We start from the raw sequence: 12,410 nt of genomic DNA on the forward strand, positions 1-12,410 counted from the left end.
GTGGTTCATGTGATTTCGGGTCGGTCCAAAAGGAAACCGCCCGCACTTCCTCCCCCTATGGAATGTCCCGCGTGGCGAGGTCGGGCTGGGTCGGCGGCGGACCTTCGGCACCAAACGGGTTCAGCTTGTCCTTGTACCCCTTAAGCGGGAAATCCTTGCGCTGTGGAAAGCCCTCGAACCCCTCCCACATATAGATCCGGCGCAAGTCAGGATGCCCCTGGAACCGGATGCCATACATGTCCCAGGCTTCGCGCTCGTGCCAGTTGGCCGTGCGCCAAACCCCGGTGACCGAGGGAACCTCGGGCGGATCGCCAAGTCGACACTTGATGCGGACACGCCACCGGTTGGGCAGCGAATAGAGATGGTACACCGCCTCGAAGCGCGGCGTTTCGGGATAATGGTCAACCCCGCAGATGTCGGAGAGAAAGTTGAACCTGAGCTCGGGCTGGTCCTTCAGGAACCGGCAGAACTCGACGATCTTTTCGGGCGGAACCACGAAGGCGTCAATGCCATGCGCAGTCCCGAGATCCTCGATCGTTTCCCCGAAGCGCTCCAGGATCAAAGCGCGATTGAGAGACGGTTCGACACTCATGATGCCGCCACCCGATCGAGAGGTGTTCCGGCGAGCGCGCGGGACTTCTTGATCTTTTCTTGCAATAGCAGGAAGCCATGCATCAGCGCCTCAGGCCGTGGCGGACAGCCGGGCACGTGCACATCGACCGGCACGAAGGTTTCAGACCCTTGCACCACGGCATAGGTGTTGTAGACGCCCCCTGAAATGGCGCAGGTGCCCATGGCGATCACCCAGCGCGGCTCCGGCATCTGGTCGTAAAGCCGGCGCACAACGGGGGCGAACTTCCGGGTCACCGTGCCGGCGATGATCATCACGTCGGACTGCCGCGGCGAAGGGCGAAACACCACGCCGAACCGGTCGAGGTCGTAGCGCGCGCAACCCGCCGAGATCATTTCGATGGCACAGCAGGCGATGCCAAAGGTCTCGGGCCACAGGGCCGACCTTCGGCTCCAATTGATGACGCTCTCGGCCGTGGTGAACAGCACGCTGTCCTGGATCGTGTTTCCTACTCCTCCCATTCCAGCGCTCCCTTCAGCCAGGCGTAGGCAAAACCCACGAGAAGCAGCACGATGAAGACGAACATTTCGAGATAAGCGACGAGACCAATCTCTTTGAGGACGACTGCCCAGGGGAAGAGAAACATCGCCTCGACATCAAAGACGACCAGGAGGATCGCGAGAATAAAGAACTGCACCCTGAAGCGTCCCCCGGCTGCCTCGCCTGCCGGGTCCATGCCGCATTCATAGGGCATGTTCTTTTCGGGATAGGGATTGGACGGCCGCAACAGCGAGGAAACAAAAAGCGTCGCCCCCACCACCAGAACAATTCCGGCGATCATGAAAAGAACCGGCAGGAAATCCGCTGCAGACATATCGCGCAGCCCGGTCACCCATCGGGGCGTTGGTCAAGCCGCGATCGGCTCTTTCGGGCCGGTAACGCGGTCGCCCAGTAGAAGCGACTTTGGGCATTCCTTTCCTAAACTGCTAGTTTATTCTGTCGGATAGGCCAATGCAAATGCGATCGCTCAGCCGCCGAAGGCCGACTGCTGGGCGAGCTTCAGAAACCACGCCGGAAACAGGCCGATGCCAATCGTGCCGGCGGCGGTGACGGCAAGAGTAATGCCAACGAGAGGCGTCAGGGCTGGCTCGAACGCCCGCACCGGTTCGCGCATGAACATCACCATGACGATGCGAATGTAGAAATAGGCGGCGACGGCGCTCAGGAGCACCGCTATCACGGCCAAAAGGACGAAACCACGCTCGACGAGCGCGACCAGCACGTAGAACTTGGCAAAGAAGCCTGCCGTCGGTGGAATGCCCGCCAGCGAAAACAGATAGAGCAACATCAACAGTGCCAGCCCCGGATGCAGCTTGGCGAAGCCGGAATAGTCCTCAATGACTTCGCCCGAGAAATTGCCGTTGCGCATCATGATGACGGCGCCGAAGATACCGAGGTTCATGAAGGTGTAAATCAGAAGGTAGAGCATCACGCTGGCGATCCCGTCCGCACCGCCGGCCACGATGCCCAAAATGGCAAAGCCGGCATGGGCGATACTGGAATAGGCGAGCAGGCGCTTGAAGTTATCCTGCACCAGCGCCACGAAACTTCCGAGCGCCATCGTCACCACCGCGATAACGGCCAATATGATCCAGACGTTGGAGCTTGCGACCAACGGGTTGAGGAACACCCTGAGGATCACCGCAAACCCTGCCGCCTTGGGCCCGACGGACATGAAGGCGGTAATCGTCGTCGGGGCACCCTCGTAGACATCCGGCACCCACATATGAAACGGCACCGCGCCAATCTTGAAGACCAGCCCCGCGACGATGAAGACCACCGCAAGCAGCAAGCCCTGATCGAGCGGATCATTGCCGACTGCCGCCGCCATCCGATCCAGCTGCGTCGTGCCGGTAAGGCCATAGACCAGCGAAACACCATAAAGAAAAATCCCGGTCGAGACGGCGCCAAGGATGACGTATTTCAGTGCCGCCTCGTTTGAGCGTTGTTGACGCCGAAGGAAGCCGGTCAGCACGTAGGTGCACAGCACCATCAGTTCGAGGCCAACATAGATCGACAGGAGATCGGTCGCAGACGCCATGATCATCATGCCGGCAAGCGCAAGCAGCAGCAGGACATAGTATTCGCTGCCGCCGATCCCTTCGATATCGGCATAGTTTCGCGAGAGCAGGAACGTGAGCAGGATCGACAGGTAGAACAGCGATTTGAAGAAGATGGAGAAGGGGTCGGCGACGAACATGCCCGCATAAGCCGGCTCTGCCCCTCCTGACAGCGTGAATGTCGCCAGGGCGGCAAGCAGCACGACCGCGACCGACGCCCACACAAGAAGAGCGTCCTTTCCCTTCGGCAGGAGTTGTCCGCCAATCAACAGGATTGAGGACCCGACAATCACGATGATTTCGGGCAGGCTTACAAGGATCGACGCAAGGAGCGCTGCGGCGGTCATGGCCCGTTCCCCCTGTCGTGGACCTGCTGCAAAAGATGCGTGACCGAGCTGTCGATGATGGCGAGAAAGGGCTTGGGGTAGAAGCCGACCCAAAGCACGAAGACGGCGAGCGGCAGGATCGCCACCAGTTCGCGGCCGTTGACGTCACGAACCTTGAACCGCGCGCCGACGGTCGCCGGACCGAGCGCGACCTTCCGGTACATGCCAAGCAGATAGGCCGCGCTCAGCAATGCGCCCAATACGGCGACTGCGCCAAGCGTGAGGTTGGCCGCAAACCCGCCCGACAGAACCAGCAACTCGCCCACGAACGCGTTCGTTCCCGGCAACGCCATCGACGACAGCACGAACAGCGCCAGGAATCCGGTGTAAACGGGAGCCACCTTCATCAAGCCGCCATAGTCGGCGATGCTGCGGGAATGGGTGCGCTCGTAGATCAGGCCGACGAACAGAAAGAGCGCGCCGGTCGTCACGCCGTGATTGAACATCTGCAGGATGCTGCCTTGAAGGCCGAGCGGGTTGAGGGCAAAAATCCCAAGCGTCACGAAGCCCATATGGCTGATGCTGGAATACGCCACCAGCTTCTTCAAATCGTCCTGCGCCAGGGCAAGCAGCCCGCCATAAACGATCGCGAGTGCCGAGAGTGCCATCATCAAAGTCGAATAATAGACTGAAGCCTCTGGCAGCATCGGCAGCGAGAACCTCAGGAACCCATAGGCCCCCATCTTCAGGAGTACACCGGCAAGGATGATGCTGCCAGCCGTCGGAGCCTGCACATGGGCGTCCGGCAGCCAGGTATGGAGCGGGACCATCGGCACCTTGACCGCGAATGCGACGAGGAAGGCAAAAAACAGCCAGGATTGAATGTCGAACGGCAGATCGAGTGCCATCAAGGCGAGGATGTCGAACGTCCTGCCCCCCTCGAAGTAAAGAACGATGACGCCGATCAGGAACAGGAGGCTGCCCGCCAGGGTGTAGAGGAAGAACTTGAACGCCGCATAGACCCGGCCATCGCCGCCCCAGACCCCGATGATCAGGTACATCGGGATCAGCATCGCCTCCCAGCAGACATAGAACAGAAAAAGGTCGAGCGCCGTGAATACACCCAACATCAGGGTCTGCATGGCGAGCAGGCAGACCATGAACTGCTTAACTTTGCGGTCGATGGCGATCCATGAGGCGAGCACCGAGACAGAGCCCAAAAGCGCGGTCAGGAACACGAAGAGCGCGCTGATCCCGTCGACGCCGAGCGCAAAGGTTATGCTAAGCGCCGGCACCCACGGGTGCTTCTCGACAAACTGCATCTCTGAGCTCCCGGTATTAAAACCGGACAGCATCGCAATGGCGAGCGCCACGTCGAGCAAGGTGAAGCCGAGTGCTGCCCACCGCACCGCCTCGTCGCTGCGCAGAAGCATCACGACCGCCGCCCCGGCGGCCGGTACGAAGACGATCAGGCTGAGCAGCGGGAACGCCATCACACCCCCTACTGCCACACGACGGCAAAAACAGTGATCGCCGCGATCACGCCGGCGATCATCGCCAGCGCGTAGTGGGTGACCATGCCGGTCTGCAACCGCCGCAACGCGCCGCCGCCAGCAAGGATGGCGCGGGCAAGCCCGTTCACCGCCGCATCGACGCCGTTAAGATCCACCCGCAGTCCGGCGCGCGCCGTCCCGTGCAGGAGCGGCAGGACCACAGAGTCTGACACATTGCTCACTGCCTTTTCGTATCGCGCCAGCGGTTTCTCGGCGAGCCACAGGAAGGCTCGTGCCCCCTTGCGGTAGAACCAGTCCGTATCGATGCTGATGGTATTTTCCGGATCGAGCGCTTTCAGGAAGAGCACGAAGCCCAGTGCGGTAAACATCAGCAGACCGAGGCTCTCGGTGACATGCGCGCCCGTATAGGGCTCGAAGGCGACCGGATAGGGAAGGAGCGCATAGAGCGGTCCCGGGAACACGCCAATCGCGATGCAAAGCAGTGCCGCCATGCCCATCGCAACCAGCATGTTGCTGGGCGGCTCGCGCGCCTCCAGCTTTCGATCAGGCCCGAAAAACATGTAGTAGGGCAGCTTGAGGCCCGTGTGCAGGAACGTGCCCGCCGATGCCATCGTGAGTACCAGAACCACCAGTGCCCTGTGATCCTGATCGGCGGCGGCGATCACCATCGACTTGGTGACGAAACCCGAGAAGAACGGAAAGGCTGAGATCGCGAAGGCGCCAACCATATAGAGCGCGACCGTCAGCGGCATGGCTTTGTAGAGCCCGCCGAGCTCGGTCAGTTTCCGCCGTCCGGTGACCTCAACCACCGCCCCTGCCCCCATGAAGAGAAGCGCCTTGTAAAGGATGTGTGCGAAGGCGTGGCTGGTGGCTCCGTTTAAAGCCATTTCAGTGCCGATCCCGATGCCCGCCACCATGTAACCCACCTGGCTGACGATGTGATAGGCAAGCAGCCGCCGACAGTCGTTTTCCAACACCGCATAGATGACGCCATAGAGTGCCATCACAGCACCGAGCCAGACGAGAAGCTCGGTCCCCGGGAATGCGCGCGCCAGCACGTAGACGGCCGTCTTGGTGGTGAAGGCGCTCATGAACACCGCCCCTGTGACGGTCGCTTCGGGATAGGCGTCCGTTAGCCAGGCGTTTAGCGGCGGCACCGCAGCATTCAGCAAAAAGCCGGCGAGGATCAGATAGCCGCCAATATCCGTTGCTCCCGCGGCACCGCCTCCGGCGATCGGACCGAAGAGCAACGAACCGGCGGCGAAACCGTGGAGCACGATGCCACCAAGCAGAGCGACGCCGCCCGTGACGTGCACCATCAGATAGCGGAAGGCCGCACGGATCGCGCGTTCGCCCCCTTGCGCAAAGACCAGATAGGCCGAGGCAAACGCCATGCCCTCCCAGAAGAGGTAGAGCGTCAGATAGTCACCGGCAAACACCACGCCCAGCGCGCTGCCGACATAGACGAAGGCCGCCACATGCTGACCTGCACGCGGCAGATGCAGCGCGTAAACCATGCCGATCAGCGCCATGATGGTGAAGACGGTGGCAAAGACGATGCTGAGCTTGTCGACCTTTGCAAACAGGATTTCCTGCCCGAAGACGCGCGCCGCGCCATAACTGCCTGGCTCCATCGTCAACACCGCGACGATGGCAAGAGCAGGAACGAGCACCAGAAAGACCTTGCGGACCGATCCCTTCAGGAACGGGATCGGCACGGCGCCGAGAATGAGCAGGATGCCGGGATGGACGAAGTCAATCATAGTAGTCCTCGCGCCGCATGAGGCCGACTTGGTGGCCGAGGAACTTTGAGACGAAAATGATGAGCACGCAGGAGCCGAAACCATAAGCCGTCGACCAGCCGGGCAAGCGGTCCCACAGATATTCGGCGTGTTCGCGCGGAACCAGGAAATCGGCGACGACGATCAGAACGAGCACGAGATAAAACAACCGGCGGCGAGGCCGCGCATAGCGCTCGTCGCCAAAGAAATCGACGATGTGCCTGATCATCTGACCACTCCTTCCGCCAAGGCGATGAAATAGCCGGGGAAGATGCCCATCAGCACCGACAGGGCGGCGGTCGCCAACAGTGGGATCGTTACCAGCGGAATTTCCCGGACAGGTTCTGCCTCTCCCGGCGCCTCTGTTCCGAAAAAGGCGATATAGCTCACCGGCAGGAAGTAGGCGGCGTTGAGGACCGAGCTTGCCAAGAGGACGACGAGGAAAGCCATCTCGCCTGCCTCGACCGAACCGAGCGCCAGATACCACTTGCTGACGAAGCCTGCAGTTGGCGGCACGCCGATCATGCTGAGCGACGCGACGAAGAAGGCTCCCATGGTCCAGGGCAGCCGGCGGCCGATGCCGGCCATGTCGCTGATGTTTCGTTTTCCCGAGGCGCAGTAGATCGATCCGGCGCAGAAGAAGAGCGTGATCTTGGAGAAGGCGTGCACGGCGATATGAATGATGCCGCCGATCATCGCGACCGGAGACAAAAGCACAGCACCCAGCACCACGTAGGAGAGTTGGCTCACCGTCGAATAGGCAAGCCGCGCCTTCAGGTCGTCGCGGGTCAGGGCATAGATCGACGCCATGAGGATGGTGAAGGAGACGAGATAGGCCGTTGCGATGCCGAGCCCCAGCCTTGCGACCAGATCCACGCCAAAGACATCGAACACCAACCGCAACACGCAAAACACGCCCATCTTAACCACGGCCACTGCATGCAAGAGCGCGCTCACCGGCGTCGGTGCAACCATTGCGGCGGGCAGCCAGGCGTGCATCGGCATCACGGCGGCCTTGGCGAAGCCGAAAAGGTAGCAGAAATAGACAACCGTCAGCAGCGGCGCCGAAGCGTCCACTTTCGCCAGCAGGCCCACCGGGACAAAGTCGAGCGATCCGGCAATCTGGTAGGTCAGCGCCAGCGCGGCAAGAAGCACGCTTTTCGATGCGCCCATCAGGTAGACGAGATACTTTCGGCTGCCTGCCCAGGCCTCTTCGTCCTCGTGGTGGTAGACGAGCGGATAGGTCACGAGGCTCAAAACCTCGTAGAAGATCACCAGCGTGAACAGATTGGCCGCAAACGCCCCCCCGACGGCGGCGGCGAGACTGGTGGCAAAGCAGGCGAAGAAGCGGGTCTGCGCGTGCTCGTTCAGGTGCCGCATGTAGCCGATGGAATAGACGGCTGCGACGATCCACAGGAGCGACGACACGGTGGCAAACACCATGCCGAGCGCATCGACGCGGAAAGCGAAGGCGATGCCCGGCAGGATCTCGAACAGGCTGAGATTAAGAGTACCACCCGAAAGCACCGTGGGCGCCATCGAGATGACGATCGCGAACATGACGACCGCGGCAAGCGGCGAGACGGCGTCCCGGATTTTGTCGTGCTTGTTCAAAAGGAGAACTGCCAGTGCCGCCAGTCCTGCGACGGCGACGGCAAGTAGCGGCCGGATTGATAGCACCGGATCCAAGCCGCTATCCTTTCATCGTCGTCACGTCGTCGATCTTGAGGGTGGGCTTGTTCCTCACGAGGGCGACCAGAATGCCGAGGGCGACGGCAACTTCCGCCGCGGTGATGGCGATGACGAAGATCGCGAAGATCTGCCCGCGAAAGTCACCGTAGTACCGTCCAAAGGCGATGAAATTGATGTTGACCGAGTTGAGCATAAGCTCAAGCGACATCAGGACGACCAGGATGTTGCGCCTCAGCAGCACACCCGCGGCTCCGATCACGAAGAGGATCACTGCGAGCGAAATGTACCACCAGAGCGGAACCATCACCCGGTCTCCTTCCGGGCGAGCACGATGGCACCAACGAGTGCCGCCAGAAGGATGATCGAAGCGACTTCAAACGGCAGGAGATAATCAGCGAAAAGGACCGTGCTCAGCTGCCTCACCTGGTCACCGCCGCGCGACGCGACGGGCTCAACCGCCGAAAAACGGCCGCTCCAGAGCACAAGCGCAAGCATCTCGACCCCAAGCAGGACGAGGAGGGTCAGTGCGGGCAGATTTCGCCCTGGCACGAACCGCTGCAACACCGCTTCGCGCACGTCGATCATCATGATCACGAACAGGAAGAGGACCATGATGGCGCCGACATAGACGAAGATCTGCACCACCGCGAGCAGCGGCGCCTCGAGCAGGACAAAGATTGCCGAGATTTGCAGGAAACACGCCATCAGCGCCAATGCGCTGTGAACAGGGTTGCGCGCCAGGACGACTGTAAGGGCGGTAACGACGGCCCCCGCAGCAAACAGAAGGAAGAACCCCTGGCCCATGACGCAGCCTCTCCCGCGCGAACTATTCCGCGGCGCTTGATGGCCGGATCTCAGGGAGCGCCGCAGTTTAAGTTGCGTTTATAAATTGTGCCCCAAGGAACGGTTTTTCACAAGAATATTGTCTGCGATTTAGTTGAATGAGGCTTCATGGGTCGTCAAAAGCGTACCTCTCCTTCGAGACCTTCGCACTTTGCCGATGTGATCCGCGGCGGTCGAGACGAACGCAAAGATCGCACTCATCTTCCGAGGATGATCAGACTGCCTTCTTCCAGCGCTTCACGATTTCGGAAACGTGGCGTGCGGCAATCTTCGCCCAATGGCGGTTGCCATGAGATGTGGACAAACCCTCAACGGCTGACAACAGGTCTTTCATCAGAAATGGGACGCCAGCGAAGGCGCGCTGACATCCATAGCGGATGCTGCGCTTCGAGCATGATCAAACATGGTGAGAACAAGCGCCAATCCGAAACCATCCAGGTCACAGCAGCACCCGATCGGAAGCCCGGTGGAAAACTTGCGCTCCGGCTGGTCGTGGCGGTGTTGTTCGTACATCTAAATACCTCCATGGCGACGGAGACAACGGCACCAGAGCTAGCTGAAGGGACGAAGGCCGCTCTGGTGTCGTTGTCTGCCAGTGGGGAGGCGAACCCCACAGGCCAAGGGGAATCTAGTGCGACTGGATCAGCCGGCCCAGAGGAGTAGGACTTTTGCGCGGGGGTGAGGGACTGAAGTCCCATGGCGGAACATTTCCCGCACCCCACGTTTCTGACGCTTAGGCCCCGTCGGCTCTCTGGAACCAATTTCTCCGCAGCCACGCTGCGAGGTGACTGTGCACATGTCGGCCGCCCAAGCCTGCATTTGTGACCGGGGGTGCAAGAATGATCCGACATCCTGGACGGACTTCGAGCAGACTTGATCTGACAATGATCAATAGGCATTTGCGCCTTGCCCAGCGGCATGTCGAGGAGGCTGCCGGCGAGGTATCTATGCAACGGCAAGCTGTCGAAAGATTACCAGCTCAAGGCGTCAGGACCAAAGTCGCTCGAATGTTGCTGAATGTCTATGAGGCACAACTTGAAATGCAGATCGCCACACGCGATCGTCTGGCGCAACTGAGGAATGAGGCGGAAGTCAAGCGCGGTTCATTCTTGACGCAGAGATGGCTTTGAGAGACCAGCTTGACCGGGGCTCATCTATCGACGGTTGAATTACAATCCGGCCGGCTTGGGTTTCCCCATACCTTCCGAGAATAGAACCGGCCTTAGTGCGTGAATTTACGATAGAAAAAGGAAGGCCCGTCGGTAACGACGAGGCCAGCGGGCTTCTCTTACCGATGTGACTTCACTTTGGGGACATTGGGTGAAGTCGTGTCCGATCCTGATCGGGGAAACGGGGCAGGACAAATGGGAACGCCTCCCGCTTGAAATGGTTTCTGCACGCGAAAAAAATGGCGCAGTCCGGGGGACGAGGCCATGGGGCATGGTGGCTTCACATCCCGGTGCGTCATCTTGATTGGGGCCTCAGGGCGCGCCAAAAACACCGAAAGCGCTATTGTGTTCGGTCTCGGAAAAAAAGCCCCAAAGGCGATTCAGGGGCCAACAGATAGGTGACTGTCTAAGGAGCCCTCGCGAGGGAGGGATGGCTCGGGCTCTTTGTCTAAACCGCTATCGTGGTGGCTGGTTCCGCTCTATCCCTGCAGGCCGGTGGTCATTTTCGGAAGGCCGGCTGATGCAATAGTTCTCGCAATGGCACCGGGTCAAAGGAGGCGAGCCAACACGATGCCCAAAGTTTTATCAGTGATCCTGGCGTTCAGCGGATTCTCGCTTCAAACAATGGCTGCCGAACCAGTTGATGTCGACGGATTGCGTTAGGCTATTTCGGATCGGCTGACGGGATCATGCCGAGCTACCGCTCGGATAACGCACTGGAAATGAGAACTGATCGTTCAGGACAATGTCCAGCCTTATCAGTTGGCTTTCAGCTTAGCGAGGCAACCAGACAAGTTTCGCGATATCGAGTGACGCTCCAGCGCCGCGGTTGAATTCGCCTGTGTTCGACACAGTACGCTTCAACCCGCGGCAGCAACATGAAATAAGACTCGCCATTGAAAAAAGGGCAACGCCACACCGTCGCTCTCGGCCGGTCTCTGCCTGCGCTCAACTGGGCAGAGCGCCCGACTTTTTCGCCGTCCAGGTGGCGATGAAGTCCATCAGGCCCGGGTTGAGGCAGTCATAGGGCTCAATACCAAGGTCTCGCAGGCGGTCACGCACGCCTTTCATCTTTGCCGGATCGTATCCGCTTTCAATGATCGACGAGACGAAGGCCGCAAACCCCGGCTTCGCCCAGCCCGTTTCCTGGAAGCGCTCGGGATGAACGAAGGAAAGCCCCTTGAACGCGTGGTCACGCTCGACCGGGCCGTACATGTGTACGCCGCAATCCTTGCACGCATGTCGCTGGATCAGCGCCNAGCCGCTCTCGATGATCGACGATACGAAGGCGGCAAAACCCGGTTTTGCCCAGCCTGCTCCTGGAAGCGCTCAGGATGAACGAAGGAAAGCCCCTTGAACGCGTGGTCACGCTCGACCGGGCCGTACATGTGTACGCCGCAATCCTTGCACGCATGTCGCTGGATCAGCGCCGCCGGGTCCACGACCGCAAGCTTGTCGCCATTTTCGAGCACCTCGACATTTTCCGTTGGCGCGACGGCGACAACCGAGAACGCGGCACCATCTGGTTTCCAGCACTTTGTGCAGCCGCAAGCATGGTTGTGGGCGATATCACCCTTGACGCGCACTTTCACGGGATTGCTCGCGCAGTTGCAGACCAGCGTGCCGCCGGAAAAGGCAGCGTCCGTCGCCTTGAACCCGCTGTCGAGGGATGGATGGATCGCAATGCTTGGCATGGGCTTCTCCTCCTTCTGGCCGGCGCACAATGCCCGGCTGCTTGTTGGCGCCGCCGGCTAGATCACGCTGCGGCGCAAAAAGTGCATTTGCAGTCTGGAAACGGTCCTCAACCCGCGCTCAGTATAACACCACGCTGCGAATGCTCTSGCCCGAATGCATCAGTTCGAAGCCCTTGTTGATGTCTTCGAGCGGCATYGTGTGGGTGATCATCGGGTCGATCTCGATCTTGCCYTCCATGTACCAGTCGACGATCTTCGGCACGTCGGTGCGGCCGCGCGCACCGCCAAAGGCGGTGCCCATCCAGSTGCGRCCGGTGACGAGCTGGAACGGCCGGGTGGAGATYTCCTGGCCGGCGCCGGCAACGCCGATGACGACCGACTTGCCCCAGCCGCGATGCGAGGCCTCGAGCGCCTGGCGCATSACCTTGGTGTTGCCGGTGCAGTCGAAGGTGTAGTCGGCGCCGCCGATCTGGTCGGCKCCGCGCTTGGTCATGTTGACGAGGTAMGGCACGATGTCATCGCCGACCTCCTTCGGGTTGACGAAGTGGGTCATGCCGAAGCGTTCGCCCCAGGCCTTCTTGTCGTTGTTGAGGTCGACRCCGATGATCATGTCGGCACCGGCAAGGCGCAGGCCCTGAATGACGTTGAGGCCGATGCCGCCGAGACCGAAGACGATCGCAGTCGCACCCATTTCCACCTG

Annotated in this window: 11 protein-coding genes and 2 pseudogenes; all 13 read right to left on the reverse strand. The window is 60.3% G+C overall.

Annotated features, from left to right (window positions below; translation table 11 throughout):
- Positions 1-55 precede the first annotated feature (55 nt).
- Positions 56-592, reverse strand: a complete 537-nt coding sequence (locus ASD63_RS18075; RefSeq protein WP_060529631.1) for an NADH-quinone oxidoreductase subunit C — start codon at positions 590-592, stop codon at positions 56-58.
- Positions 589-1,092, reverse strand: a complete 504-nt coding sequence (locus ASD63_RS18080) for an NADH-quinone oxidoreductase subunit B (protein WP_060517302.1) — start codon at positions 1,090-1,092, stop codon at positions 589-591. Before ASD63_RS18080 ends, ASD63_RS18075 begins: the two co-directional genes overlap by 4 nt.
- Positions 1,080-1,445, reverse strand: coding sequence for an NADH-quinone oxidoreductase subunit A (locus ASD63_RS18085; RefSeq protein WP_029742550.1), 366 nt, complete (start codon positions 1,443-1,445; stop codon positions 1,080-1,082). Before ASD63_RS18085 ends, ASD63_RS18080 begins: the two co-directional genes overlap by 13 nt.
- Positions 1,446-1,598: 153 nt before the next feature.
- The gene (locus ASD63_RS18090) at positions 1,599-3,038 is read right to left on the reverse strand and encodes an NADH-quinone oxidoreductase subunit N (RefSeq protein ID WP_034796778.1); all 1,440 of its coding nucleotides are present in this window, start codon (positions 3,036-3,038) and stop codon (positions 1,599-1,601) included.
- Positions 3,035-4,510, reverse strand: a complete 1,476-nt coding sequence (locus ASD63_RS18095; protein WP_034796780.1) for an NADH-quinone oxidoreductase subunit M — start codon at positions 4,508-4,510, stop codon at positions 3,035-3,037. The genes ASD63_RS18090 and ASD63_RS18095 overlap by 4 nt, the downstream gene beginning before the upstream one ends.
- A gap of 8 nt (positions 4,511-4,518) precedes the next feature.
- Complete coding sequence (locus ASD63_RS18100) at positions 4,519-6,294, reverse strand: Na(+)/H(+) antiporter subunit D (RefSeq protein ID WP_034796782.1); 1,776 nt, start codon at positions 6,292-6,294, stop codon at positions 4,519-4,521.
- Positions 6,287-6,541: a hypothetical protein gene (locus tag ASD63_RS18105; protein ID WP_034796785.1), complete on the reverse strand. Its 255-nt coding sequence runs from the start codon at positions 6,539-6,541 to the stop codon at positions 6,287-6,289. The genes ASD63_RS18100 and ASD63_RS18105 overlap by 8 nt, the downstream gene beginning before the upstream one ends.
- Entirely contained in the window at positions 6,538-8,001 is a 1,464-nt protein-coding gene (locus ASD63_RS18110) for a monovalent cation/H+ antiporter subunit D family protein (RefSeq protein ID WP_060529632.1), read from the reverse strand. Before ASD63_RS18110 ends, ASD63_RS18105 begins: the two co-directional genes overlap by 4 nt.
- Positions 8,002-8,005: 4 nt before the next feature.
- Positions 8,006-8,308 carry an NADH-quinone oxidoreductase subunit NuoK gene (gene nuoK / locus ASD63_RS18115; protein ID WP_060529633.1) on the reverse strand — a complete coding sequence of 101 codons (303 nt, stop codon included), beginning with the start codon at positions 8,306-8,308 and terminating at the stop codon, positions 8,006-8,008.
- The gene (locus tag ASD63_RS18120) at positions 8,308-8,808 is read right to left on the reverse strand and encodes an NADH-quinone oxidoreductase subunit J (RefSeq protein ID WP_034796791.1); all 501 of its coding nucleotides are present in this window, start codon (positions 8,806-8,808) and stop codon (positions 8,308-8,310) included. The genes nuoK and ASD63_RS18120 overlap by 1 nt, the downstream gene beginning before the upstream one ends.
- A 2,156-nt stretch (positions 8,809-10,964) precedes the next feature.
- Positions 10,965-11,274, reverse strand: a pseudogene (locus ASD63_RS35710) (aldehyde-activating protein); the annotation flags it as partial.
- 1 nt (position 11,275) lies between these two features.
- Positions 11,276-11,710: pseudogene (gfa, locus tag ASD63_RS35715) on the reverse strand (S-(hydroxymethyl)glutathione synthase); the annotation flags it as partial.
- A gap of 118 nt (positions 11,711-11,828) precedes the next feature.
- The coding region (locus ASD63_RS36205) for a zinc-binding dehydrogenase (RefSeq protein ID WP_244497257.1) at positions 11,829-12,410 on the reverse strand (582 nt) is incomplete at its 5' end.

This window comes from Ensifer sp. Root558, assembly GCF_001427045.1.
Lineage (GTDB): Bacteria > Pseudomonadota > Alphaproteobacteria > Rhizobiales > Rhizobiaceae > Ensifer > Ensifer adhaerens.